The 25,802-nt window shown below is 66.1% G+C and carries 22 protein-coding genes and 1 pseudogene; 10 read left to right on the forward strand and 13 right to left on the reverse strand.

Annotated elements, in window-relative coordinates; genetic code table 11:
- Window positions 1-295 precede the first annotated feature (295 nt).
- The 4 genes from ACWDTF_RS15325 to ACWDTF_RS15340 all read right to left on the reverse strand — a co-directional run bounded on the left by ACWDTF_RS15325 (window position 296) and on the right by ACWDTF_RS15340 (window position 4,536).
- Window positions 296-1,948 carry an ATP-binding cassette domain-containing protein gene (locus ACWDTF_RS15325; RefSeq protein WP_433256469.1) on the reverse strand — a complete coding sequence of 551 codons (1,653 nt, stop codon included), beginning with the start codon at window positions 1,946-1,948 and terminating at the stop codon, window positions 296-298.
- 64 nt (window positions 1,949-2,012) lie between these two features.
- On the reverse strand, window positions 2,013-3,371 hold the full coding sequence (locus ACWDTF_RS15330) for an MFS transporter (RefSeq protein WP_449754611.1): 1,359 nt from the start codon (window positions 3,369-3,371) through the stop codon (window positions 2,013-2,015).
- A gap of 136 nt (window positions 3,372-3,507) precedes the next feature.
- Window positions 3,508-4,131: a 3,4-dihydroxy-2-butanone-4-phosphate synthase gene (locus ACWDTF_RS15335; RefSeq protein ID WP_240861473.1), complete on the reverse strand. Its 624-nt coding sequence runs from the start codon at window positions 4,129-4,131 to the stop codon at window positions 3,508-3,510.
- 9 nt (window positions 4,132-4,140) lie between these two features.
- Entirely contained in the window at window positions 4,141-4,536 is a 396-nt protein-coding gene (locus tag ACWDTF_RS15340) for a nuclear transport factor 2 family protein (protein ID WP_240861471.1), read from the reverse strand.
- Window positions 4,537-4,812: 276 nt separating this feature from the next.
- On the opposite strand from ACWDTF_RS15340, the gene ACWDTF_RS15345 reads away from it, so the two are divergent.
- Entirely contained in the window at window positions 4,813-7,425 is a 2,613-nt protein-coding gene (locus tag ACWDTF_RS15345; RefSeq protein ID WP_355276614.1) for an ATP-binding protein, read from the forward strand.
- 13 nt (window positions 7,426-7,438) lie between these two features.
- On the opposite strand, the gene ACWDTF_RS15350 is transcribed toward ACWDTF_RS15345, so the two are convergent.
- Together ACWDTF_RS15350 and ACWDTF_RS15355 are read right to left on the reverse strand one after the other, a co-directional pair.
- The gene (locus tag ACWDTF_RS15350) at window positions 7,439-8,275 is read right to left on the reverse strand and encodes a mycofactocin-coupled SDR family oxidoreductase (RefSeq protein ID WP_240861467.1); all 837 of its coding nucleotides are present in this window, start codon (window positions 8,273-8,275) and stop codon (window positions 7,439-7,441) included.
- A gap of 22 nt (window positions 8,276-8,297) precedes the next feature.
- Window positions 8,298-9,491: an acyl-CoA dehydrogenase family protein gene (locus ACWDTF_RS15355; protein ID WP_355276611.1), complete on the reverse strand. Its 1,194-nt coding sequence runs from the start codon at window positions 9,489-9,491 to the stop codon at window positions 8,298-8,300.
- 249 nt (window positions 9,492-9,740) lie between these two features.
- Here ACWDTF_RS15355 and ACWDTF_RS15360 point away from each other — a divergent pair, with 249 nt between their 5' ends.
- On the forward strand, window positions 9,741-10,949 hold the full coding sequence (locus ACWDTF_RS15360) for an LLM class flavin-dependent oxidoreductase (protein WP_355276609.1): 1,209 nt from the start codon (window positions 9,741-9,743) through the stop codon (window positions 10,947-10,949).
- Window positions 10,946-11,452 carry a flavin reductase family protein gene (locus tag ACWDTF_RS15365; RefSeq protein ID WP_355276607.1) on the forward strand — a complete coding sequence of 169 codons (507 nt, stop codon included), beginning with the start codon at window positions 10,946-10,948 and terminating at the stop codon, window positions 11,450-11,452. Before ACWDTF_RS15360 ends, ACWDTF_RS15365 begins: the two co-directional genes overlap by 4 nt.
- A gap of 17 nt (window positions 11,453-11,469) precedes the next feature.
- Here ACWDTF_RS15365 and ACWDTF_RS15370 read toward each other — a convergent pair whose 3' ends face one another.
- The gene (locus ACWDTF_RS15370) at window positions 11,470-12,249 is read right to left on the reverse strand and encodes a helix-turn-helix transcriptional regulator (RefSeq protein ID WP_355276605.1); all 780 of its coding nucleotides are present in this window, start codon (window positions 12,247-12,249) and stop codon (window positions 11,470-11,472) included.
- 34 nt (window positions 12,250-12,283) lie between these two features.
- On the opposite strand from ACWDTF_RS15370, the gene ACWDTF_RS15375 reads away from it, so the two are divergent.
- On the forward strand, window positions 12,284-13,891 hold the full coding sequence (locus tag ACWDTF_RS15375) for a class I adenylate-forming enzyme family protein (RefSeq protein ID WP_449754612.1): 1,608 nt from the start codon (window positions 12,284-12,286) through the stop codon (window positions 13,889-13,891).
- A 6-nt stretch (window positions 13,892-13,897) separates the two neighbouring features.
- On the opposite strand, the gene ACWDTF_RS15380 is transcribed toward ACWDTF_RS15375, so the two are convergent.
- Both ACWDTF_RS15380 and ACWDTF_RS15385 read right to left on the reverse strand, forming a co-directional pair.
- Window positions 13,898-14,596 carry a CPBP family intramembrane glutamic endopeptidase gene (locus ACWDTF_RS15380; RefSeq protein ID WP_240861456.1) on the reverse strand — a complete coding sequence of 233 codons (699 nt, stop codon included), beginning with the start codon at window positions 14,594-14,596 and terminating at the stop codon, window positions 13,898-13,900.
- Window positions 14,593-15,669, reverse strand: coding sequence for an NAD(P)H-binding protein (locus ACWDTF_RS15385; RefSeq protein ID WP_240861454.1), 1,077 nt, complete (start codon window positions 15,667-15,669; stop codon window positions 14,593-14,595). The genes ACWDTF_RS15380 and ACWDTF_RS15385 overlap by 4 nt, the downstream gene beginning before the upstream one ends.
- A gap of 166 nt (window positions 15,670-15,835) precedes the next feature.
- Between ACWDTF_RS15385 and ACWDTF_RS15390 the strand changes: the two genes are divergently transcribed.
- The gene (locus ACWDTF_RS15390; RefSeq protein WP_240861452.1) at window positions 15,836-16,948 is read left to right on the forward strand and encodes a ferredoxin reductase; all 1,113 of its coding nucleotides are present in this window, start codon (window positions 15,836-15,838) and stop codon (window positions 16,946-16,948) included.
- Between the two features lie 8 nt (window positions 16,949-16,956).
- The gene (locus ACWDTF_RS15395) at window positions 16,957-18,198 is read left to right on the forward strand and encodes a fatty acid desaturase family protein (protein ID WP_449754613.1); all 1,242 of its coding nucleotides are present in this window, start codon (window positions 16,957-16,959) and stop codon (window positions 18,196-18,198) included.
- Window positions 18,199-18,209: 11 nt separating this feature from the next.
- On the opposite strand, the gene ACWDTF_RS15400 is transcribed toward ACWDTF_RS15395, so the two are convergent.
- Genes ACWDTF_RS15400 through ACWDTF_RS15410 form a run of 3 tightly spaced genes read right to left on the reverse strand, consistent with a single transcriptional unit; the run spans window position 18,210 to window position 21,071 of the window.
- Window positions 18,210-19,055 (reverse strand): 3-hydroxybutyryl-CoA dehydrogenase, encoded by an 846-nt coding sequence (locus ACWDTF_RS15400; protein WP_449754614.1) that lies wholly within the window; start codon window positions 19,053-19,055, stop codon window positions 18,210-18,212.
- Between the two features lie 47 nt (window positions 19,056-19,102).
- Window positions 19,103-20,209, reverse strand: a complete 1,107-nt coding sequence (locus ACWDTF_RS15405; protein WP_355276596.1) for a saccharopine dehydrogenase family protein — start codon at window positions 20,207-20,209, stop codon at window positions 19,103-19,105.
- Window positions 20,210-20,240: 31 nt separating this feature from the next.
- Entirely contained in the window at window positions 20,241-21,071 is an 831-nt protein-coding gene (locus tag ACWDTF_RS15410) for a methyltransferase domain-containing protein (protein WP_355276594.1), read from the reverse strand.
- A gap of 23 nt (window positions 21,072-21,094) precedes the next feature.
- Between ACWDTF_RS15410 and ACWDTF_RS15415 the strand changes: the two genes are divergently transcribed.
- Entirely contained in the window at window positions 21,095-21,763 is a 669-nt protein-coding gene (locus ACWDTF_RS15415; RefSeq protein WP_240861434.1) for a YoaK family protein, read from the forward strand.
- Between the two features lie 9 nt (window positions 21,764-21,772).
- Here the strand turns inward: ACWDTF_RS15415 and ACWDTF_RS15420 are convergent, their stop codons facing one another.
- On the reverse strand, window positions 21,773-22,663 hold the full coding sequence (locus tag ACWDTF_RS15420) for a helix-turn-helix domain-containing protein (RefSeq protein ID WP_240861431.1): 891 nt from the start codon (window positions 22,661-22,663) through the stop codon (window positions 21,773-21,775).
- A 101-nt stretch (window positions 22,664-22,764) separates the two neighbouring features.
- On the opposite strand from ACWDTF_RS15420, the gene ACWDTF_RS15425 reads away from it, so the two are divergent.
- From ACWDTF_RS15425 to ACWDTF_RS15435, 3 genes and pseudogenes are all read left to right on the forward strand, one after another.
- Window positions 22,765-23,814: an alcohol dehydrogenase catalytic domain-containing protein gene (locus tag ACWDTF_RS15425; RefSeq protein ID WP_433256458.1), complete on the forward strand. Its 1,050-nt coding sequence runs from the start codon at window positions 22,765-22,767 to the stop codon at window positions 23,812-23,814.
- Entirely contained in the window at window positions 23,811-25,214 is a 1,404-nt protein-coding gene (locus ACWDTF_RS15430; RefSeq protein WP_240861428.1) for an MFS transporter, read from the forward strand. Before ACWDTF_RS15425 ends, ACWDTF_RS15430 begins: the two co-directional genes overlap by 4 nt.
- A pseudogene (locus ACWDTF_RS15435) lies at window positions 25,211-25,498 on the forward strand (aldo/keto reductase); the annotation flags it as partial. The gene ACWDTF_RS15430 and the pseudogene ACWDTF_RS15435, both read left to right, overlap by 4 nt.
- Window positions 25,499-25,802: the final 304 nt, after the last annotated feature.

A 25,802-nucleotide genomic window follows, 5' to 3' on the forward strand; every position in this document is an offset into this window, starting at 1 on the left:
TGTCGAGCGCAGCCTCATTCGAAGAGTCCCATCCGCTGCCTGAGGTGCGACGAGCGCTAGCGAGGAGCCTCGAAGGCCTGGTGACCGTCGCTACTTGGTCGACGAATTGCTCTGTCTCACCAGCCCTTCGAGGCTCTCGGCTAGCGCCTCGAGCACCCTTCGAGACGCTCGCAAGCTCGCTCCTCAGGGCGACGCCTCAGGGAGCGGAGGTGAGGCGGTGTGCGTTGTTGGGCCCGCGCGGAGGCTCCGGGCCGCATCGGAGGTGAGGCGGTGCGAGTTGTTCGGCTCGAGCACCTCAACCCTCAGTTGACGACAACGCGAGGTGCGGCCACTCGGCGACGTCCCGGAGCAACTGGCGGTCGTGCGTCGACACGACGACGGCCGCGGGAGTCGCTTGCAACGCCTCGGTGAGTTCGTCGACGAGCGGGATCGACAGGTGGTTGGTGGGTTCGTCGAGCAGCAGGATGTTGGGGCGCGCGGCGAGTGTCATGGCGAGTTCGAGTCGACGCTGCTGCCCCATCGAGAGGTCTCCGACCAACTGTTCTTCCTCGTCGGTGCGCAGCAGTCCCAGTGAGGACAGGTCGATGGCGTCGTCGTTGCGGATCACTCCGTACAACCCCAACCGGTCGACGTGCTCGCGATAGGCGTCTGCTGCTCGAAGATGTTGCGGCAGTGTCGATTCTTGATGTAGATACCCGACGCGAGCCAGGTCGCTCACATCGAGAAGGCCGGTGCAGTTGGGTATTTCGCCGGCAAGTACGGAGAACAGTGTCGACTTGCCGACGCCATTGGGGCCGACGACCACCAGTCGTGTTCCGCCGGACAGTCGCACAGTGACGGGCGTGGTGAGTCGTTGGTACACGGTGATCTCGTCGGCGCTGAGCAGTAGTTCGTCCTCGGGTACTGCCAGTTCCGGAAAAGTCAGGGCCAGTGGTGGTTCCGGTGTCAGGACGGCGTGTTCGTCGAGAGCTTCCTGACGACGGTGGATGTTGCGCACCAACGCGGGTCCGCGGGTGGCCCGTTGGTGCTTGCCCGTGCCCTTGTCGGGACGCCACCCGGTTTCCAGCCGGTCCTGCGCTGCGGTGAGGTCGTCTTCGAGCCTTGCCCGCTCGGCCTCCTCGTGTGCGAATCGTTGTGTCCACCGGGCGCGTTCGGCATGGTGGCCGCCGACGAAGCCCGCATAGCCGCCGCCGTAGACGCGGGGCCGCCCGTCATAGGACGGATCGAGGTCGATGATCGTCTCCGCCACGTCGGACAGCAATGCGCGGTCGTGGCTGACGATCACGACACCGCCCGCCCAAGCGCCGATGCGTTCGGTGAGGAACTCGAGACCGCTGCGGTCGAGATGATTGGTCGGCTCGTCGAGCAGGAGGAAGTCGGCGTCACCGCCGAGCAGACATGCCAATCGGACGCGATAGCGTTGCCCGACCGACAGTCCGGCCAATGGAAGATCCCAGTCGTGTTCGGCGTCGAGGGCGGCCAGCGCGATCGAGACGCGCCGTTCCGCATCCCACGCGTCGAGAATCTCCGCGCGGTGCAAGGCATCCGCGTAGTCGTCCGCTGCACCGTCGAGGTCACCGGCGAGGGCGACAGACGCGTCGTCGAGGTCGTGCAGGGTTCTGAGCGAATCAGCGATGGCCTCGGCAACGGCGTCGCCGACGGTGCGGTTGTACTCGGTGGTCATCTCCTGTTCGGCCAGACCGATGGTGCCGATTCTGGTCACCGAACCCGAATTCGGCGTCAAGGTGCCCGCGAGCACATGCAGGAGCGTCGATTTGCCCCGTCCGTTCTCGCCGACGATCGCGACCCGAGAGCCAGGACTGACGGTCATGTCGACGCCGTGGAGGACCTCGGTCGCGCCGAAGATGACCGACACGTCCGACACCACGATGGACGCCCGTTCCCGTGCCGGGAACGACGGTGCGTCGGCCACGCTTTCGGACGTCATATCCCGACGATAGCGAAGTGCGCCACGCATTTTGCGTGACGCACTTGGCTGACTGTCAACGAGATCAGGCAGTTGCCGGCACTCCCATCATCGGGGCTCCAGCGGTGGTCGCACCTCGATCGCGGCTACGCGCTTGCGGCACAAACAGAGTGACTGCCGCCCCGAGGACGGCGACTCCCGCGAAGATGTAGAAGGTGATCGAATTGCTGAGTCCAGCCGATACGATCGCACCGCCGATGATCGGCCCGAAGATGCCGCCGAGCCGGCCGAATCCGGCACACCAGGCAACTCCGGTGGCCCGCGCGCTGGTCGCGTAGTAGTTCGAGACGAAACCGTAGATCAGCACCTGGGTTCCTATCGTGCCGGTTCCGGCAACCGCGACCAGCGCGAGCAGCACGGCGATGGGGAATCCCATGGTGAACAGGATCAACGCGATGGCTGCCAGGCCGAAGGTGGTGGCGACGACGCGCTGCGGTCCACGGCGATCGGCGAATCGGGAGGCGATGAGTGTGCCCAGCACCGCGCCACCGTTCAGGACGACGAGGAACAGCAGGGAACCCTTCGCGTTGTAGCCGGCGTCCTGCATGATCTTCGGCAGCCAGGTGGTGAGTCCGTAGGTGAGCATCAGCCCGACGAAGCTCATGATGCCGAGCAGGGCAGTGCCCGGTGCGTACCGACGGGTGGCCAGCGCCGCAAAGCCGACCTTCTCGATCTGGCGTTCGTGGGCCAGGTCGGCCTCGGTCGGCATGGGAATACCCGTTGTGGCGTGGACGCGTGCGGCGTCGCCGAGGCGTCCGCGCGACACCAGCCATCGTGGCGATTCCGGCAGTTTGACGAGCGCCAGCGGCAGGAGGATGACGACCGGCAGTGCGCCGATCCAGAACAGCCCACGCCAACCGATCGCGTCGCGGAACGCGATGGCGAGGACCGACGCCAGGATGCCGCCGGCCGGGACGCCGCTGTAGACGATGGCGTTGTACAGGTTCTTTTTCGCTGCCGGGACACACTCGGCGACGAGCGCCGCGGTGGTGGCGAGCAGGCCGCCGATGCCGATACCGGTGAAGAACCGCATCGCCGCGAACATCTCGACCGACGTCGACATGGCGGCGAGTCCCATCCCGGCGGAGAACCAGACGATGTTGACCAGCATCAGCCTGCGTCGGCCCAGGTAGTCGCCGACGGCGCCGTTGACGAGCGCGCCGACCATGACCCCGATCAACGCGTAGGAGCCGAGCATGCCCGCTTGACCGGCGGAGATGCTGCCGAGTTGAGACGAGTCGTCCATCAGGATCGGGAGGATGGTTCCGTAGACCACCAGGTCGTATCCGTCGAAGAGGATGGCCAGCGTCGCGATGGCGATCGTCCAGGTCACCGTCCTGGAGTATCTGGCGTCGGGCGGCGAGGTCACGGAAGTCGGGCTCATGGGGGTGCGCTCCTTGTTGACGGCTGTGGGGTGCCTATCAACAGTCCGCGAATGTGGGTGCGATCACACCGGGCAAACGCCTAGTCCTGTCCCGGGCCACGATTGATCGTGATCATCGATGAATCGGACATTTACGTCACAGCGCGTGCGTGAGATCCGAGTAACCCAGCTCCGAATAGCGCAGCATCGGCAGTCCCCAGTCAGCGGCCTCGTCCGCGTCGGCGATCCGACGCGGGTCGCGTCGCGACACCAGTGACACGTAGGCCACCGGGGTGTCGTGTCCGGCGCGGTGTCCGGTGCGGGCGATGAGACCAGCGCGGTCGGTGGCGGCCACGTCGGCGAGGACGGGGATGACGTGTCCGGGGCGAGTGAATGCGTCGGGTCCGGAATCGGCGTCGGCCAGGGTCCGCAGTGTGGTGGTGCGGTCGCGGGCGGAGATGCCGGTGGTGGTGCCCGCAGCCGCGTCGATGGACACACACATGCGTCCGCCGTAGGTCGGCGTCGGGCTCTCCCACGTCATCGGTGGTAGTCCCAGGCGGACCGCTCGGACGTGATCGACTGTGACGCAAACGAATCCGGAACCCTCAGAGATCATGGCGGCCACCACTGCCACTCGGGCCGCGGATGCGAGAACGATCATCTCGCATCCGCCACCGCCGAGGTCGTCGACTGTGATCACGGGCTCGCCCCGGTCGAGTGCCTGCATCGCCAGGAGTGCGTTCTCGGTCGCGGATGGGGCTGGGGCGAAGGCGGTGCTCATCGGAGGGCCTCAGACCGTGATCGCGGTGTCGGACCAGAAGCGCTCGAAGGACGACGGCACGATGTCGGTTCCGCGGGTCACCTTGCCATCGACGAAGCGGTGGGTCATGACCATCGTGATGTCGAGTTCCTGGTCGCCGAGCCGGCGGTAGGCGCGCACGTTCGCGGTCACGAGTTCGTCGCCGATGACGTCGCAGCTGATCACCTCGTTGCGGGACTCGTCGAGTTTGGCGAGCACACCGAAGGCTTCGAGAAACTCGGCTTTGGTGTAGATCCGCTGGCTGCCGTCGAGGGTGAATCCGGCCCACGTCATGGCGTCGTCGTAGAGCTCGACGAGCGGCACCGGGTCACCCTGGTCGGCGGCGGCGAAGGCATTCTTGAGTGCGTCGGCGTTCTTCTGGGACATGAGCGGTCCTCTCGGTGGGGTGTCTTTCGATGTGGTCCACCTCACTTTGTCGTGCTCGGCGGCAGAGGATAACCGTCCGATTACGTGATCCCGTACGGACTCGCCGCTTGCCGTGCTGTGCTCCTATTTTCCCAGTTCAGAGTCGATCTTCGGTGCGAAGGGGCGGGCAGCTGGCGTGGGGTGACGGATCGGTGTGACACAAGTTGACCCCCCTGGTTGCGGTCCGGATCGCAACCAAGCAGAGTGATCTGCGTCTCATCGCGGAGCAGGAGGGTGATGAACGCCGACGAATGGGCCCAGATCCACCGCTGTCACGACGACGGGGAGTCGATCAAGGGCATTGCCGCGCGCCTGGGGATGTCGCGCAACACCGTCCGGAGGGCGTTGTCGCTGGCTGCTGCGCCCGACGATCACCGCCGCTGCAAGGGTTCGGTGTCCGACGACGCCGATCGTCGTATCCGCGAGATCCTGTTCGAGAACCCGGGCATCTCCATCGCCGAGATCTCCCGGGCGCTGCAGTGGGAACGGTCGCGCACGTTGCTGTCCCGCAAGGTGAACGCGGTCCGAGCAGAACTCCCGTCGCCCAGCGCGCGCAGCGACACGGTACCCACCGGCCTGCCCCAACCGACGACAAGCTTTGTCGGACGCCGTAACGAACTGCGGGAGCTCCGACGACTGTTCGGTGACCACCGGCTGGTCTCGGTGGTGGGGCCTGGCGGGATCGGCAAGACGCGGTTGTCGGTGCAGGCCGCCACGGAGTTTCGACGTGCATTTCCGGACGGTGTGCGGTTCGTCGAGTTCGCCGCGGTCCGCAATGAAGGGCTGCTCGCACAGGCACTGTGTGACTGTCTGGCACTCGAGAATCGAGACACGCACGACAGGTCCGCCGAAGATGCCGCCCTCGCGCATCTCCGGAACCGCCGCATGCTGCTGGTCTTCGACAATTGTGAACACGTCATCGACGGGGCGGCCGATCTCGTCTCCCGACTGATGGAGGAGGCCGCGGGTGTGCGGGTCCTGGTCACGTCGCGGGAGAATCTGGCGATACCTGGCGAGTATGTCTTTCATCTCGCGCCGCTGAAGACCGACGACGGCGTGGGATCGGATGCGATGGAACTGTTTTCGCGGCGAGCGGAGGCCGTCCTGTCGGGCTTTGTGCTCGATGACGGCAACGTCGACGCGGTACGCCGCATCTGCGAACGGCTCGACGGTCTGCCCCTTGCGATCGAACTGGCGTGCACACGACTGACGGTGCTGTCCGTCGACGATCTGGGTGATCTTCTCGACCGCCGGCTGTCGGTGCTGTCGGTGGGCTCTCGAGACCGCACGCCCCGGCATCGGAGCCTGCAGGCCACCATCGAGTGGAGCTACGAACTCTGTAGCAGCACAGAGAAACTGCTGTGGAACCGCGTGGCCTCTTTTGCCGACGGCTTCGACCTCGACATGGTGGTCGACGTCTGCTCGGACGACGCGCTGCCCGCGTCGGTCGTTCTCGATTCCCTTGCTGCCCTGGTGGCGAAGTCCGTCCTGCTGCGCGACGGCGACGGTCGGCACGTGCGCTTTCGCATGCTGGAGTCGATCCGCGAGTTCGGTTGGGGCAAACTCACTGCCGCCGAGCGCCTGGCGATGAGCACGCGTCTGCTGGACTGGTGTGCGCGACTCATCATCGACTGCGCCGAACACTGGTATGGGCCCGACCAGCTCGCCAAGGCCGCCCGGGTCCAGGAGAACCGCGGGAATATCAGGGCTGCACTGCATTCGGCGCTCGACGACCCCGACGACGGGCGGGGACGTGCAGCGGCGGAGGCGCTCGGCGCCGGGCGCTTCCTCTGGGCGTGCGGAATCTCGGTGCGCGAACACCGGTTGTGGCTCACTCAAGCACTCGAACTGCCCGACGTACCGTCGATCATCAAGGGACGCATCCTCGGTGTCCTCGGGTTGGTACAGACCCTCCAGGGCGACCGCGACGCCGCCGGATTCACCCTGCACCGGGCGGGCGTCATCGCCGAGCGTGAGCACGACGTGATGAATCGGGCCTTTGTCACCCACACCAGCGGACTGCGTGACTACTTCGCCGGCGACTTCGATTCCGCGAGAGTCAATCTGGACGCCGCCGCGCGGGGCTACACCGACAACTCGGGCCCGTCCGAGCTGCTCGCCACCCTCGCCATTCACCGCGGGATGCTGCTGTCGTCGCTGCCCGACACCGACGCTGCCGCCGAGGTATTCGGCGCGGTGTTCGCCCAGACCGAGACGGTCGACGAATGGTGGTTCCACTCCTATGCCACCTACGGGCTGGGTCTGGTCGCGTTGCTGACCGGCGACGTCGACAGGGCGGTGGATCTGGCCGACGACGCGCTGCGTGCGCACCGGGCCTTCGCCGATCCGGTCGGCACCACCCTCATGTGCGACCTGCTCGGCTGGGCGCTCGCCGAACAGCGCGGCGGTCTGCGCGCCGTGGTGGTGTTGGGTGCGGCGTCGTCGATGTGGGGGTCGTTCGGACAGCAACTGTACGGTTCGGAGCACTGGAACTCGTTGCGCAGTAAAGCAGTCGACACTCTGCACGCGCAGGTTCCCGACGCCGAGTTCGACAACGCCTGGGCGCGTGGCGCAGCGATGTCGACCGCAGAACTCTACGACTACGTGTTCGGCACCCCCGCCGCCCACGACGCGCACGAGGCCGCCGACGACCCGAGCGCGTCGTTGTCACCACGCGAGCGTGAGGTCGCCGATCTCGTCGCGTCCGGGCTGAGCAATCGGGAGATCGCGGAGAAACTGGTGCTGTCCACCCGGACCGTGGAAGGGCATGTCGAGCACGTCCTACACAAGCTGTGCCTGCGTCGTCGTGCCGAGGTTGCCGAAGCCCTGGTCGACCACGCGGCCGGGTGAACAGCACGCCCGCTCACACCTTGGACAGGGCTCCGGCGTCGATCGGCAGCGCGATCCCGGTCACGTATCGGGCCGCGTCGGAGGCCAGCCACACGACCGCGTTGGAGATGTCCACCGGCTCCAGCCACGGGGTGGGCAGCACGTTCATGCCGCTCTGGCACGCCTCCCGGAAGTCCTCGTGCGTGGGATGTTCGAGGTCGGGCCGGAACAGTTTGTACATGGCCTCGTGGTCGATCATGTCGGTGAGAACCGATGTCGGGTGGATCGAGTTGCAGCGAATATTGTGTGCGCCCAACTCATTCGACGCGGTCCGCGCCAGTCCGGTGACACCGTGCTTCGCGGCGACGTAGTGCGCGAAGTTCGGGAACCCCTGCAGGCCGCCCGTCGAGGAGATGAGGATGATCGAACCGCCGTCACCCTGGTCGATCAGGTAGGGCACGGTGGCACGCAACGTCTTCCACACACCGCTGAGGTTGACGCCGATCATCTCGTCCCACTGCTGCTCGGTGAGTTCGTGCAGCGGCGCCGACGAGAAGATGCCCGCATTGGCGACGACGGTGTCGAGGCGGCCCAGCGTGGCGATTCCCTCGGATACCGCTGCATGCAGCGCCGGCAGGTCGCGTACGTCGGCGATTGCGGTGAACACGCGCCGGTCGAACTTCTCGACGTGGCGCGCTGTCTCGTCGAGGTCCTGTGGTGTGGCACCGCGGTAGTCGGTGGTGTCGAGCGTGTCGCAGATGTCGATGGCGATGATGTCGGCGCCCTCCTCGGCGAGCCGGATCGCGTGCGACCGGCCCTGTCCGCGGGCTGCGCCGGTGACCAGTGCCACCTTGCCGTCGAGTTGTCCCATGGTGATGTTCCCTTCTGTCGGTTCAGGATTGCTGGTAGGCGGGCAGGATGGCGGCGGCGGCCTCGACGAGCGTCATCCGGTCGACGAGTGCGTGCTGGGTGGCGACGGCGGCGTCGCGGACGCAGCGGCCGAGTGCGCTGGGGTTGCGAACGGTGGCGCTGCCGGCCCAGCGGTGCGCGAACATCACCACGTCGCCGGCCACCTCCTGTGCCCAGGTGGCCGCTTGGCGCATGCGGGCGCGCTGCTCGTCGCTGATGGTCAATCCGGCGGCCGCGGTGGCCTCCGCGTCGCCGTACACCTCGTAGACGTAGGCCTGCGCGGCGCGGAAGAGGGCGTCGTGGCGGGCGAAGTCGTGTCGGAACAGATCCGAATCGCCAACGGCACCGTCATAACCCGGCCGCATCTTGGTGGCTACGATCCCGGCGATCTCCTCGAGGGCTCGTTGCGCGAGACCCAATGCGACCGGAGCATGTCCGCCGACCCCGATGCCGAGCAGGCCCAGCTCGTACACCGGCTCATCGCGGACCGGTGTTGTCGAGAACGTCTCGAAGGTGACGTCGTCGGGCACAAAGCGATCGTCGACCCGGTAGTCGTAGGAGCCGGTGCCGACCATGCCCATCACGTCCCAGTTGCCGAGGAACTCGACCTCGTCACGAGGCAGCCAGGTGATCCGGCAGTCGGGTTGTCCGTCGGCTCCGATGATCGGGTTGCCCGCGTCGTCGTGGACGACGAAACCCGCACCCACCCACGATGCGTGGGCGGACCCGCTGGCGAACTGGAATCGGCCGCTCACCCGGAACCCGCCGTCGACCCGCACACCGGTAGCCGCCGGCACGATCATCCCGGCGGTGATGCCCTTGTCGGGTCCGCCGAAGATTCGCTGTGCACCAACGGGATTCATGAATCCGACGGCCACCCCGGTGCTGCACGAGTTGGCCATGAACGCCCATCCGGTGGAACCGTCTGCGCGGGAGATCTCCTGAATCACCTTGAAAGCACTGACGATGTCGAGTCCCGCACCGCCGTACTCCTGCGGTACCAGAATCCAGAACAGGCCGGCGTCGGCGAGCGCATCCACCACCGGTCGGGTGATGGTGGTGGTGCGCTCGATCTCGTCGGCCTGCTCCTCGATGAGCGCGGCGACGGTCCGTGCCCGTTCGAGGTAGTCGACACCGCGGAGGGTGTCGACGGGGTTGTCGGCGGTCGTGATGGTCATGCCTGCTCGTCTCTTCTCGGCCGCCCGTCCACGGGGTCGGCATCCGATATGACGTGAGTCACACTGCGCCGTTGTCGCAGCGCACACAGCGGGAGGGCTACGTGGTCCACTACGTGATCCGCGAGAACGGGTGCCGTTGGCCGGCGACAAACTGACCACTTTCGAGGACTATTGCCGATGTGACCTGCGCCATAGCGTGGGGCTCGACAGGCGCGGAGACCACTCGCGCCACTCGAGAAGGAGAACGACATGGTGGCATCGACAACAAGGGCATCGGGGACCGGCAGGCTGAAGTTCGGTACGTTCCTGGCGCCGATCCACAAGCCCGGACAGAATCCGACCCTGCTTCTGCAGCGTGACCTCGAGATGGTGACCCGCCTCGAGGAACTCGGGTACGACGAGGCGTGGTTCGGTGAGCACCATTCGGCGGGCTCGGAGATCTATGCCTCGCCGGAGATCATGATCGCTGCGGCCGGCGAGCGGACCTCACGCATCAAGTTGGGGACGGGCGTGACCTCGGTGTCGTACCACAACCCGCTGTGGGCGGCGGAGCGGATGGTGATGCTGGATCACCTGACTCGCGGCCGAGTCATGTTCGGGCTCGGCCCGGGATCGTTGCCGACCGACGCAGCGATGTTGGGGCTCTCGCAGATCGACACGCGTGAACTGCTGGCGGAGAACACCGACATCATCATGAGATTGCTGCGTGGTGAGACCGTCAGCGCCAAGACGCGCACGCACGAGCTCTACGACGCACGCATCCAGATGGCGCCGTACTCGGACCCGTTGTTCGACGTTGCCGTCGCGGCGATCGCGTCGCCGACCGGTGCCCGGCTCGCCGGCCGCAACGGCGTCGGTCTACTGTCGATCGCGGCGACCTTGACGGCCGACGGATTCAGTGCACTGCAACATCATTGGGGCATGCTCGAGGAGTTCGCCGCGCAGGCCGGCCGCAGCGACGAGGTCGACCGTTCGCAGTGGCGTCTCGTGGGGCCGTTCCACATCGCCGAGACGGTGGAGCAGGCCTATCGCGACGTGGAGCACGGTATCGAGCACTGGTTCAACTACTTGCAGCACGTCGCAGCCTTCCCGCAGATGGATGTGCGCGGCACCGACAAGACCGAGATGATCGACTTCATCAACACGTCCGGGATCGGTGTCATCGGCACGGCCGAGCAAGCGCGTGAGCAGGTGCAGCGACTCGTCGATCAGTCCGGCGGCTTCGGCACGTTGCTGATCCAGGGACACGACTGGGCGAATCCCGCTGCGACACTGCGGTCCTACGAGCTGTTCGCCCTCGACGTGATGCCGTTCTTCCAGGGCCAGGCGCAGCCGATGATCGACGCAGCCGAGCGGGCCGAAGCGGTGCGGGAAGGGCAGGCCGCCGAGCATCGCAAAGCCGTCGAGCACATGACCAACAAGTACCAGGCGGAACTCGCCGGAAAGGGTGCCTCATGATTACAACCACACCGGAGGACACCGCGATGATCGACGGCCGTCAGTACCGAGAGGTGTTGAGCCGCTTCTGCACCGGCGTCGCAGTTCTCACCTCGATGTCCGACGACGACGCACCGCTCGGACTCGCCGTCGGATCCTTCACCTCGGTGTCGCTCAACCCGCCGCTGGTGGCGGCATTCGTGGCGCACACCTCGTCGACCTTCCCGCAGATCGCCGCCACCGGCAGGTTCTGCGCGAACGTCCTCGGCCATCACCAGGTCGACGCCTGCCGCGCCTTCGCGCGGTCGGGTGGCGACAAGTTCGGCGACATCGACTGGACGGTCAGCGAATTCGGGACGCCCTGGGTCAAAGACGCTGCGGCCCTCATCGACTGCGAGATCCATTCGGTGCAGCGTCTCGGCGACCACGACCTGGTGGTGGGCCAGGTGGTGGGGCTGTCGGTGGGTGACGAGCGATCACCACTGGTGTTCTACCGCTCCGGGTTTCACTCGCTGCAGTCGTGATCGGGGCGATAGCGGCGTCAGGCGCGCATCTCGCGCAGGAGCCGTGCGGTGAGGCCGGCGCGATTGGTGCAGCCGGTCGCGGCGAATATCCGGCTGGTGTACTTCTTGACGGACTGTTCGGTCACCGACATGACCTGTGCGATCTCGGCGTTGCTCAGGCCCTCGGCGATGAGCAGAGCGGCTTCGAACTGGCGCGGCGAGAGCAGATCTGCGACGGTGCCGCCGGTCGCAGTGAAATCGATACCGGAGGCGTGCGCCTGCAATTGCCGGCCGAGGAATCGGACGGCAACCACGTCGTCGGCGTCGAGGATGCGTTCGGAGTCGAACATCCCGACCAGCGCGTCGCCGCTGCGCGTCTTGAGGTGCATCGCCGACGCGACCGTCATCCCGTGGGGCAGAAGGTAGTCGACGACGTAGGAGTGTTGTGGCGCAGGCAGTGTCGCGAAGTCGTCGAGTTGGACGAAGCCGTCGCGGGTCAGCGCGCGTCGCGCGTCGGCCGTGGCGAAGATGTCCTTGTCGTGCCACCGCGCCTGGTACTCGTCCAGCAGGCCTGCGGTGGCGCCGGTGAGCAGTGGATCGGGGTCGGCGAACGCCGCGTCGAACGAGGTCCCGGCGAAGAAGGTCACGTCGCGGATCCCGAACGAGGACATGATCGACTCGACCACCGCCGTCCGGAAGGCCGCGGATTCGGTGATGCCCGCACAGCGTTCAAGAACGTGCAGGATGGCGCGGACGTGACGTTCGGGCAGCCCGTCGAGCACGCTGATGCCGTTGTCGTCGGTCCGGGTGGGTAACACCCGATGAAGTCTAGTCTCGCGGAGGTAACTGATAGTGACAGTTGAGAATGTGAAGGCAATACCGGGTCGCCGGATCGAATTCGACAGTGCCCTTGACATGTTCGAGGCCACCGTCGCGAGGAGTCCGGAGGACGACCTCATTCGGTACTTCGATGCCTCGTTGAGCGTCCGGGAGGTCGACGAACTCAGCGACGCGTTCGCGGTGGGTCTGCTCGACGCCGGTTTCGAGCACGGGGATCGGGTCGTCGTGTACATGCAGAACGTTCCGCAGTTCGTCATCGCTCAACTCGGCATCTGGAAGGCCGGCGGCATAGCGGTCTCGGCCAATCCCATGTACAAGGCGCGCGAACTCGAGGAGATCCTGCTCGATTCCGGTGCGCGCGTATTGATCGCGCTCGACTCGCTCTATGACGACGTTGCTGCGCGGGTACTCGAGAACGTGCCGGTGATGCTGGTGATCACGACTTCGGACATCGAGTTCCGGACATCGGAAACAACAGCGGTGTGCGCCGAATCGCCGACGAAGAGTATGGCCGCCCTGTTGCGAGACAACGGAGGTCGACGCCCTCCGGCCCATCGTCCGCGCCCCGGGGACGCCGCGTTGCTCACCTATACCTCGGGTACCACCGGTCCGCCGAAGGGTGCGATGACCACGCACCGGAACCTGGTGTTCAACGCCCAGACCTACCGGGACTGGGTCGGACTCGACAGCGCCGACGTCATCCTGGGTGTCGCACCCCTGTTCCACATCACCGGCATCGTCGGGCACGTGGGTGTCGCGTTGCTGACCGGTGCCCCGTTGGTGCTGATGTGTCGGTTCGATCCCGAGGGTGCGGTGGCGGCCATCGAGCGTCACCGGGCGACGTTCACGGTCGGGTCGATCACGGTGTTCATCGCGATCATGAACGCACCCAACGCATCCAGGGACGCTCTCGGTTCGCTGACCAAGATCTACTCCGGTGGGGCGCCGATCCCGCCGAGTATCGTCGAGGAGTTCTTGGACAGGTTCGGCTCGGTCATCCACAACATCTACGGCCTGACCGAGACCACCTCACCTGCACTTGCGGTGCCGTTCGGCGCGAGCGCCCCCGTGGATCACGAGTCCGGGGCGCTGTCGGTGGGTGTTCCGGTGTACGACACGGTTGTTCGGGTATGTAGCGAGGCCGGTTCCGAGGTGCCGACCGGTGAGGTCGGCGAGCTGGTGATCGAAGGACCACAGGTGGTTTCCGGCTATTGGCGCAAGCCGGAGGCCACCGCGTCGGCCCTCCCGAATGGCGCGCTGCACACCGGCGACGTCGGGTACCGGGATGGCGACGGCTGGTTCTACATCGTCGACCGAAAGAAGGACCAGATCAACGCGAGTGGCTTCAAGGTGTGGCCGCGCGAGGTGGAAGATGTGCTCTACGAACATCCTTCGGTTCGTGAGGCGGCCGTCATCGGAGTGCCCGACGCCTATCGGGGCGAGACGGTGAAGGCGTTCGTGTCGTTGCGGCCGGGTTCGTCGGCCACCGGACCGGAACTGATCGAGTTCGCGCGCGAGCGGCTGGCGGCGTACAAGGCGCCACGCGAGGTGGTGGTGCTTGCGGAGATCCCGAAGACGGCAACCGGCAAGATGCTTCGGCGGGAACTGCGCGGTTCGTGAGCGCTTTCAGAATAGGGGAGGGAGACCGAACAGTACGATCGCACCCCACACCACGTGGCAGCAGATCGGCGCCAGGACACCGTCGGTGCACCTGCGCAGGACCGCGCACACGGCGCCGAGGATGATGGCGGCGAAGCCGAGCATCGGATTTCCGCTGGCAAGGGTGGCGATGACGTAGAGGACCGTCGACACGACCACCGGATGATGCTGCTCTGCAGCCGAATACACGGCGCCACGGAAGAAGATCTCCTCGGCCAGTCCGTTGCCAAGTGTGATGACGGTGATGACGATGATGCTGCCCTCGTCGCGCAACGCGAGGACCTGTGACACCAGATCGGCCAGCGCGGGGATCTCGCGGGTGATGAGGGCACCCACCAGAAACGCCGAACCCACCAGCAACCCGGCGGCTGTGCCCAGGACGGCGGCAGCGCCGACGGATCGCGGGTCACTGAAAGCGAAGCGCCCCAGACGAATCGGGCCAGACGAGAATCCGCCGACAATCCAGGTGGCGGCGAGCACGGCGGTCAGCGGGTAGAAAGAGGCATCCCCCGGCTCGGACGTCAGCGAGAAGCCCAAGACAATGGCGCCGACGACCAGGAACACCGCGACCACGAGTCGTCGACGCCGCAGAGCGTCCGGGCCGTCGACGACCGTGCCCGGTGCGGGGGAGCCGAGCCGGTTGAGCAGTGTGCGCGAAGAAGTCATCCTGTCAGCAGGGATACCACGTTTCGGACTCGGTGTGTCGCCGAGTCGACGATCGAGCCCACGCGGCGTCGTGCTCGCATCAGATCTCCGCCGGCCCAATCGGGGTCGGAGTCGGCCAGGTGGTGCGGATCGGTGAGATCGCAGATGGGCCGCGGATAGGGCGTGTGCACCGACGCGGCCACCGCGTCCTTCATGGAGGTCAGGCCGTTTGGTGGATCGGGCACCAGATCCCGGATGTGCCGTTCACCGGCGGCCATGGGTTGGCTCAGGGAGGTGACCAGGTCGGCGGTCAGGCCGGTCGGAACGGGCACGATCCGCGCGGTGACCATGCCGGCGAGTCGAGTATTGATGTGTGGCAGGCGAACTCGCAGGCGTGGTTGCTTGATCTCGGCGAGGTAGGCGCTGAGGACCGAACGATAACGTAAACCGACGTCGGGGCCGCTGATGTCGTAGATGCCGGGTGGCACGTCGGGTGCGAGCGATGCCACGAGATAGTGCAGCACGTCGCGCACCGAGATCGGGTCCATGGCGTTGTTGACCCATTCCGGCTCCGGGATCACCGCGAGTCGGTCGGCGACGTACCGGATGATCTCGAACGATGTCGAACCGGCGCCGAGGATCACCGCCGCGCGCAGCCAGACGAGTTCCGGTCCACCCAGAACATCTAGAGTTTCACCGACTTCGGCTCGGCTGCGCAGGTGCGACGACAGGGCGTCCCGTTCGCCCGGCGGTACGAACCCGCCGAGATACACGATGCGCGGCACCCCATGATCACGTGCGGCGTCGGCGACATGACCGGCGGACCGTACGTCGACGTCGTCGAAACCCTGTCCGCCGATACCGTGGACGAGGTAGTAGACGGCGTCGACCGATCCGGCGTCGGTGAAGGCATCGCGTACCGACTCGGCATCGGTGGCGTCCATCTCCACGCCAGTGACGTCGTCGGCCCAGCAGAAGCGACGCAGGGATCGTCGGCTGCGGCTGACCGCGACGACCTCGTGACCCGCGTCGATGAGTTCGCAGACCAGGCGTGAGCCCACATATCCGGTGGCACCGGTGACCATTACTCGCATGCTTCGACGCTAAGAGCGGGGCCGGGCACGGCGGCAGTCTGCGAATCCGGTTGAAACGGGATCGCGACCGATGGTCACGGGGGTATAACACAGGCAGATCGACTCGATGTGACGGCGCCCACATACTGTGTGTACAGTTGTTCACTGAAGGGCGGGAGGAGACCTGATGGATCTACTCAGATGGAGTAAGCGCCCGGCAGCCGATGTCGAGGCCAAGTCCCCCGAAGTGAATATTGTGCGGGGGTTGATCGCGCGGGCGACAACACCGCTGTTGCCCGACGACTACCTGCACCTGATCAACCCACTGTGGTCGGCGCGAGAGCTGCGCGGAAGGGTCGTCGAGGTGGTGCGGGAGACCGAGGACACGGCGACGGTGAGTATTCGCACCGGCTGGGGATTCCCGGATTCGTATAAGCCGGGGCAGTACGTCGGCATCGGCCTGCAGGTAGAGGGTCGGTGGCATTGGCGGTCGTACTCGCTGACGTCGATCGGCAGCGACGTCGACAAGATGATCACCATCACGGTGAAGGCCAACCCGGACGGTTTCCTGTCGAGCCACCTCGTCGAGGGTGTCTCGCCGGGCACGATCATCCGGCTGGCCGCGCCGAAGGGTGACTTCCACCTGCCGGAGCCGCTGCCCGACTCGATTCTGTTCCTCACCGCGGGCAGTGGTATCACGCCGGTGATGGCCATGCTTCGATCGATCCGTACGCACGGCCAACGCGCCGACATCGTGCACATCCACTCCGCACCGACCCGCGACGACGTCATCTTTCGCGACGAACTCGAGAAGCTGCACGACGAGATGCCGACGTACAGTGTGCAGTTCCGGTTGACCCGCGAAGAAGGGAAGTTCGACGTCGCCGCACTCGACGCGGAAGTCCCGGACTGGCGCGAGCGGGCCTGCTGGGCGTGCGGTCCGGTTGCCATGCTCGACGCGATCGAGGACCATTTCGAGAAGGCCGACCGCCGAGAGGCACTCCACATCGAACGGTTCGCCATCGCCCGCACCGATCACGGTGGCGAGGGCGGGACGGTGACGTTCGCCAAGACTGGTAAGAGCGCCGAGATCGATGGCGCCACAACGCTCCTTGAAGCAGGCGAGGAGCTCGGCATCACCATGCCCTTCGGATGCCGGATGGGGATATGCCAGACCTGCGTGGTGCCGCTCGCCACCGGTTATGTGCGCGACCTGCGCAACGGTAACGAGCACCGCGAGGGTGACCGAATCCAGACATGCATCAGCGCCGTGTCCGGAGAATGCACGATCGATCTGTAGGGGGTTCGATGGCCATCACCGACATCGACCAGTACGCCCATCTGACCGACGCCGACGTCGAGGCGCTGGGCGCCGAACTCGATGCGATTCGACGCGACATCGAGGAATCCAGAGGCGAGGCCGACGCGCGTTACATCCGGCGCGCCATTTCGATACAGCGCGGCCTCGCGGCCGGCGGACGGGTGGCGTTGCTGTTCAGCAACCGAAAACCCGCATGGCTCTTGGGAACCGCGATGCTCTCGCTCGCGAAGATCATCGAGAACATGGAACTTGGCCACAATGTGATGCATGGCCAGTGGGACTGGATGAACGATCCCGAGATCCACTCGTCGTCCTGGGAGTGGGACACCACGTGCCCGAGCGTGCAGTGGAAGCACTCCCACAATTTCGTGCACCACAAATACACCAATGTCGTGGGGATGGACGACGACGTGGGCTACGGCATCCTGCGCGTGACCCGCGATCAGCCGTGGGAGTGGTGGAACATCGGGAATCCGATCTACAACCTGACCCTGGGTACGTTCTTCGAATACGGTGTGGCACTGCACCATCTGGAGACGGAGAAGCTGCGCAACAAGGAGAAGACCTACCGGCAGGCCGCCAAGGATCTGCGGATCATCGGGCAGAAGGTCGGCAAGCAGGCGGCCAAGGACTACCTCATCTTCCCGGCGCTCTCCGGCCCGAATTGGAAGACCACGATCGCGGCAAACTTCACCGCGAACATCGTGCGTAACTACTGGGCGTACATGGTGATCTTCTGTGGGCATTTCCCCGACGGCGCGGAGAAGTTCACCGTCGAGGAGTACGACCACGAGGATCAGGCGCGCTGGTACCTACGACAGATGTTGGGATCGGCCAACTTTCGGGCCGGACTGCTCATGCGATTCATGAGCGGCAACCTCAGTCACCAGATCGAACACCACCTGTTCCCGGACCTGCCGAGCAACCGGTACGAGGAGATCGGTGTGCGTGTGCGCGAGTTGTGCGACAAGTACGACCTCCCCTACACCACGGGTTCGATTGTGCACCAGTACTTCCAGTCGTTCCGGACGATCCTGAAGCTGGCTCTGCCCAACGCATTGCTGAAGGCCAGTTCCGACGACGCCCCCGAGACCGCGTCCGAGTTGCGGTTCGCGGTGCGCGAGGGTGTGCAGACCCACTTCGGCGTCGACCCGGCGACCGGCAAGCGGCGCGGGCTCCGAACCGCGTTGCGTGAGTTGAAGAACGCGCCGGTGCGCGCCGCCCAGTAGGTGGCCAGGTCTCAGTAGCTGTAGAAACCCCGCCCGCTCTTGCGGCCGAGTTGTCCGGCGTCGACCATGCGGCGCAAGAGGGCGGGCGGGGCGAGGTGCGGTTCGGCGAACTCTGCGTACAGGGATTCGGCGGCGGCGAGGGTGATATCGAGGCCGATCGTGTCGATCAGGGTGAGCGGGCCCATCGGGTAGCCGCAGCCGCCCTTCATCGCGGCGTCGATGTCCTCGGCCGACGCGTAGCCGGAATCGAGCATGCGGATGGCCTGACACAGGTAGGGGATGAGCAGGGCGTTGACGATGAAGCCGGACCGGTCGCCCGCCCGCACCGCGGTCTTGCCGAGGGTGTCCCGAACGTAGGAGGTGACGGCGTCGGCGGTCTCGTCGGTGGTGACCAGCGTGGAGATGATCTCGACCAGTGGCATCACCGGGACGGGGTTGAAGAAGTGGACGCCGACCACGCGCTCGGGCCGCTTGGTCGCGGTGGCGACCTTGATGACCGGGATCGACGACGTGTTGGTGGCCAGGATGGTGTCGTCGCCGACGACGGCGTCGAGCTGGGTGAAGATCTCCTGCTTGAGCGACTCGATCTCCGGCGCCGCCTCGATGACCAGTTCGCGGTCGCCGAGGTCGGCGTAGTCGGTGGTCACCCGCAGTCGGCCGAGCGTGGCGTCGGCGTCGTCCTGGCTGAGCTTGTTCTTGGCGACCGCCTTGGCCAGGGACTTCTCCACCCGCTGGCGCGCTGCGTCGGCGTACTCCTGCTTGACCTCGAGGATCACGACGTCGCTGCCGGCTTTGGCGCACACCTCCGCGATGCCCGCACCCATCGTGCCTCCGCCGACGACGCCGATCTGCTGCACAGTGAAACCTCCCAGTCGAGTGATACCCACACACGGTAGTACGTGGGTCAGGCCTGCTTGAGACCCGCCTCGGCCGCACCGGCGGTGAGTTCCGGCAGACCGAACGCCTCAACTGGTCCCAGCGCACCCGTGGTTCTCAGGCCGCCCGCCAGTGTGGTGTCGGCTCCCCAGGCGAGCATTGCGGCGGTGAAGTCGTAGGGGTCGACGCCGGAGAGTGTGCTGGTGGCGACCACATTCCCGCCGGCGTCGACGGCCTCGGCGACCACCCAGCTCGATGCCCGGGCTCGTTGTTCGGGGCTGGGTCCGCCGGTCGATCCGCGGACCGCCCGCGACACCACTGCGTTGCCGGCCTTCTTCAGCACGCCGACCTTCCCGGCGAGCCCCGTGAGTCGTGCGCCGAACTGGAGTCCTCGGGCGGCGTTGGGTGCGGCGCTCATGTAGACGTCGACGTCACGGAGCTGCGGGTACGACCGCACCAGCGTCAGATGCTCCGACCCCGGCAGCGATGCCGCGGTGCGCGACTTGCCGTCGATCTCGAAGTTGCGGACACGAGCCCCGAGGTTGGCCGGGCGCAGGTGCCCGTCGCGCAGGGCGAAGCCTTCTTCGAACAGCATGCCCGCAATCGACGCCTGGGTTCCGCCGCTGGTCCCGGGGTTGACGACGCCGTAGCAGACTTCCGCGCGGACCGCGTCGGGTGCGTTGTCGAGCGCGAGGCCCGCCGCCAGGTTGCCGGGCACGAAGTCGAAGCCGAAGGCGCTGAGCAGCCCGACGCCGGCGTCACGGGCCTGCTCGTCACGATCGAAGACCCCGCGGATGAACGGCCCCTCACCGGTCGAGTCGAGGTAGTGCGCGCCCGCGTCGAGTGCTGCGTCGAGCGCCGGTTGTCCGTACCGCAGGAACGGTCCGACGGTGCTGATGAGGACATCGCCGCGACTCAGCAGTGCACGCACCGATGCCGGGTCGGAGACATCTGCGACGGCGGTCTCGGCGCCCCCGAGTTCATCGGCCAGCGCAGCGAGCGTGGCCTTGTTGCGCGCCGCGAGCACGGTTTGCGCACCGCGTGCCTTCAATGCGGCGGCGGTGAGCCGCCCGGTGTATCCGGTCGCCCCGAACAACACGATCTTCGCCATTCTCGCCCCCACTTCACCCGACATGATTCGACGCTCGCGACGCTACACGGGTGATTCACGCGTGCGCGACGATCTCGCCGTGCGGGATGACGATCCAGCCGTCGGGGTGGGCGGCCCAATCCAGCCAACCCTGGGCGATGGCGGCCAGGTCGGATTGATCTGCCAGGCCCCGCTCCATCGCCATTCGTCCGATCGCGGAGTGAATTCGCTTGGCCCACATGCCACCCCACGACGCGCGGTCGTCGGGGGTCGCATAGCACCACACCGAGGCCGACGGTGTGACCTCGGTGAAGCCGGCCTCATGCGCCCAACCGAGCAGGCGTCGCCCTGCATCCGGTTCGGCGTCGTTGCCCTTGGCCACCGCGCGGTAGATCTCGAGCCAACGATCGAGCCGCTCATCGCCGGGCCACCACGTGAACGCGTCGTAGTCGGCGTCGCGGACGGCGACCACGCCGCCCGGCCGGGTCACGCGCCGCATCTCCCGTAGTGCGCCAACCGGATCGGACAAGTGTTGCAGCACCTGATGTGCATGCGTGACGTCGTAGCTGTCGTCGGCGTCGGACAGCGCGTAGGCGTCGTCGACCCCGAAGTCGATGTCCAGTCCGCGGTCGGCGGCAGCCGCACGGGCCTGTGGCAGCGGGTCGTCGGTGACGTCGACACCACGTACCCGGCCGGGCGCGACGAGGGCAGCCAGGTCGATCGTGATACTGCCGGGCCCGCAGCCGACGTCGAGCAGGTCGAGTCCTGGGCGCAGGAACGGCAAGAGGTATGCGGCGGAGTTGGCCGCGGTGCGGGCCGCGTGGCTGCTCACGACGACGGCGCTGTGCCCATGGGTGTAGATGTCCTCTGGAGGTGCCACGTTCCTCACTCTCGCACAGTGGCGCATGCGAGCAGTGTCGATGCTGCAGTATGTGCAACATGACGACCTCCACGTCGCTGCGTTTCGCGCTGCTACTCACGTGCGCCAGTGGATTCTTGGACAGCTATACGTTTCTTGCGCGCGGTGGTGTGTTCGCCAACGCGCAGACCGGCAACGTGATCTTTCTCGGTCTGAATCTCGCGCAGCAACATTGGCATCAGGCGCTCGGGCACCTGTGGCCGATCCTCGCGTTCGTGGTCGGTGTCGCGTTCGCGGTGCATGTGAAGCAGGGCCGGCTCGACGGTGTGCTGGCCTATCCGATCCGCATGACGATCGGTTTGCTGGCGATTATCTTGCTCGTCGTCGGCTTCATCCCGACCTCTGCTCCGCACTGGATCGCGACCATTCCGATCAGTTTCCTGGCGGCGATGCAGATCGAATTGTTCCGCAGCATAGGTGATCTGAACTATGTGTCGGTGGCGACGACGGGCAACCTGATGCGTCTGGTGGAGGCGGGTTACGGCACGCTGGTCGAACGAAAATCGGAGTCGCGTCACGCATTTCAGGTCTACCTGGGCGTGGTGGGCATCTTCGCCGGCGGTGCGGTCATCGGCGCGTTCGCCACGGAGGCGTGGGGCGGTCACGCCGCCTGGGTGCCCGCGGCATTCCTGGCCGTCACGCTCGTGCTGTTCGTCGTGGATGAGCGGCGGGACGAGTGACGCGACCGGTCACCGCACGCGCAGTTCGGTTGCGAGGTCTTCTTGACTTGCCGCCCAGGATGCGAGCAGTTTGAGCCCGTCTGCGGCGGGGGTACCGGGTTGGGCGGTGTAGATGTTGAGCCGAAGTCCGGGCTCCGAGGGCAGCTCGAGGCTCTCGTAGTCCAGGTCGAGCTGGCCGACGGCCGGGTGCCGCAGCCGCTTTCGGCCGCTGCGATGGAATCGGACATCTTGTGATGCCCACCGCTGCCGGAACAATTCGCTCTGGGTGCACAGTTCGCCGACGAGTTCGATGAGCGCCTTGTCGTGCGGATTCTGTCCGGCTTCCAACCGGAGCATCGCCGCCGCGTCGCGAGCGATCTGGTCGTAGTCGACGAAGAGCTCTTGGGCGGCAACGGGATTGAGATACACGAAGCGGGTGGTATTGGCGGGGCGTCGGGCATCGGCGAGGACGGGTGAATACAGTGCTCGGGCAAGCTGATTCATTGCCAGGACGTCGTGGCGGCCGTTGCGAATCCAGGCAGGGGCGTCGGTGATCGCGTCGAGTATCTGCTGGAGTACCGGCCGCACGGTGGCCGGTTCGCTGCGCCGGCGTCGCGTCGCGCTCGACGCCTGTGATTGGCGCGCCAGCGCAAAGAGGTGGTCCTGTTCGGCCTCGTCGAGATGCAGCGCTCCGGCCAGCGACGCGAGAACGCTGTCGGATGCACCGGACAGATTCCCGCGTTCCATCCGGACGTAATAGTCGACCGACACCCCGGCGAGCATCGCGACCTCTTCGCGTCGCAGACCCTTGACCCGACGATTGCCCCCGTACGCGGGAAGGCCCGCCTGATCAGGCGTGATGCGAGCACGCCGCGAGCTGAGGAACTCGCGGATCTGGGTGCGGAGGTCGGTGGTGCCCATGACCTCAGGGTAGGCACCGACGCGCCGTCCAGGGAGGTACTGGCGGTACCCGGAACATCCGGCACTCCCGCAGATGTTCGGTCCGCGGTGTACTTGAGTCCATGAAAGCAACCCTGATGTACGGCGCGGGCGACGTCCGCGTCATCGATGTCCCCGACCCGAAGCTCGAACTCCCCGGCGATGCGCTGGTGCGCGTCGTCCGCTCGTGCGTGTGCGGCAGCGATCTGCATCCCTACCATTCGATGGCGTCGAACCCGGACGGCTCGACCATGGGTCACGAGTTCATCGGTGTGGTCGAGGAGGTCGGTGCCGACGTGACGTCGGTGGCCGTCGGTGATTTCGTGATCGCACCCTTCGCCATCTCCTGCGGCGAATGTGTTTTCTGCCGCGCCGGCCTGCAGACGTCCTGCCTGCGGGGCGGATTCTGGAACGACGCTGAACTCGGTGCGGCCGGCGGTCAAGCGCAAGCAGTGCGGGTGCCGCTCGCCGACGGGACTCTCGTGAAGGTTCCCGTGGACGAGAATGCGCCCGACGACCTGCTCGCGTCGCTGCTCACGCTGTCCGACGTGTACGGCACCGGCTGGCATGCAGCCGTGCGCGGCGGCGTCACCCGGGGCAGCTCGGTGACCGTGATCGGCGACGGCGCGGTCGGGCTGCTGGCCGTGCTGTCGGCCCGCCAACTCGGTGCGGAGCAGATCGTGCTGATGGGGCGGCACGAGGTGCGCACCGATCTGGGCCGAGAGTTCGGCGCCACCGACGTGGTGGCCGAGCGTGGCGAGGACGGCATCGACAAGGTACGGGAGCTGACCGGCGGGTTGGGCAGCGAGATCGTGCTCGAGGCGGTGGGGCATCGCCCCGCCTACGACCAGGCGGTCGGCGTGGTGCGCCCCGGTGGCGTCATCAGCCGGGTCGGGGTGCCGCAGTACGACGAGGCGCCGGTCGGGTTCGGCAGCCTGTTCGGCCCCAACGTCACTCTCACGGGCGGCCCGGCTCCGGTGCGCGCCTACATCGACCGACTGCTCCCGGCCGTGCTCGACGGAACCGTGGTGCCCGGCAGGGTGTTCGACCGGACCGTCGCACTCGATGAGACACCCTCAGCGTATGCGGCCATGGATGCCCGGGAGGCACTGAAGGTGATGGTCCGGCCGTGACCGAGGTGACGACAGCAGCGGCGCCCACGTCGGCACCGACGAAGGCGCCGACCGCGATCCTGGCCATCATCCTGATCAGCTATTTCATGGTGCTGCTGGACAATTCGGTGATCTTCACCGGCCTGCCCAGTATCCGCGACGGCCTGGAGATGTCCCCGACGGCGCTGTCCTGGGTGCAGGACGCCTACACGCTGGTCTTCGGCGGACTGCTGCTCCTCGGCGCACGAGCCGGCGACCTGCTGGGTCGGCGTCGGCTGTTCATCGGTGGGCTCGCGGTGTTCGGGTTCGCGTCGCTGATGATCGGTCTATCGCCGGCCGGGTGGTGGATGATCGCCGCACGGGCCGTGCAGGGTGTGGGGGCTGCGATCGTCGCGCCCACCTCGCTGGCCCTGATCACCGAGTACTTCGGCGGCGAGGAACGGAAGAAGGCAGTCGCGTGGTACGCGGCGACCGCAGGCATCGGGGCCAGCCTCGGACTTCTGATCGGAGGTGCTCTCACCCAATGGGTTTCGTGGCGAGCTGCCTTCTTGATCAATGTCCCCATCGCCGTCGCGATGATGATCAGTAGCCGCGTGGTGCTGTCGGAGACGGCGCGTCGGCCCGGACGGTTCGACGCGGTCGGTGCGATTGCGGCAACCCTTGGTGTGGGTGCGATCGTGTTCGCGGTCATCGAGTCCGCGGAGTCGGGATGGTCGAGTCCAACGGTTGTCACCTCGTTGGCGATCGGACTGATCCTGTTGATCGCGTTGATCGTCAACGAATCCCGCGTCCCTCAACCGATCATGCCGCTGCGCCTGTTCGCGAATGCGGAACGCAGTGGCGCCTACGCCATTCGGGTCCTGTATCTCGGTGCGATGATCGGGTTCTTCTACTTCACCACCGCACTTCTGCAGGACGGGTTCGGATTCACCGCACTACAGGCCGGCCTTGCGTTCTTACCCATGACGCTGGTCAACTTCGCGGTGGCGCTGATGGTTCCGAAGCTGCTGCGCCGCTTCGACAATGCCGCTGTGCTGGTTGTCGGAGTGCTGGTGACGCTGGGCGGCATGTTCTGGCTCAGCCGGGTCGGGGCCGACGCAGGGTACTGGACTGCGGTCGCGGCGCCGATGGTGCTCATCGGGATCGGTCAGGGACTGGCGTTTGCGCCGCTGACCAATGCGGGCATCGCCGGGGTGTCGTCCGCAGATGCGGGAGCCGCGTCGGGGCTGCTCAACACCTTTCACCAGATCGGCATGGCCTTCGGGCTCGGGTTGCTCGTGACCATCTCGGCGGGTGCCGGCGACGCGGTGTTCGAGCGCACCGAGGTCGCCTTGCTCGGCGGTACCTGTCTGCTGGCGTTGGCACTCGTCGTCGCACTGTTCCTGTCCATTCGAAATCAAAAGCGTAGCGTGGCACCATGACCGTTCCGAACATTGCACTCAACAACCAAGTATCGATTCCTGCAATCGGTTTCGGCGTCTACCAGTCGGCACCGGAGGATACCGTCGATGCGGTGGGCGCCGCTCTGGAGACCGGATATCGCCATATCGACACCGCCGCTGCCTATCTGAACGAGCGCGAGGTCGGGAAGGCGATTCGACGCTCCGGGATCGACCGGTCCGAGGTGTTCATCGAGACCAAGGTGTGGATCACCGATTACGGTTACGACGCGACTTTGCACGCCTTCGACAAGGGCGCGGGCCGTCAGTTCCCGTGTGACCGACGGTGCCGACGAGATGACGGTGAACGGTGTGGTCGTGTTGGACGCGAGGCAGACGGTTGTGCCACGTAAGTGGTTGTCCTCCAGGGAAATCGGACGTGTACCTGCCGTCAGGTCGCGGGTGCGGCCGAAGAGTGCGTCGAGGCGTTCGGGAACCTGGCGCCACAGGAACCATGGCAGCGCCTCGTTGCCGGTGACCAGTCGTAATTGCATTGTGCGGGTGGCACGTTCGACGGTGAAGATGACGCTCAGCTCTTGTGCGTGCGCCCGTGCTTGTTGGGCGACGTCG

The sequence above is a fragment of the Gordonia sp. NPDC003422 genome (genome assembly GCF_053588675.1).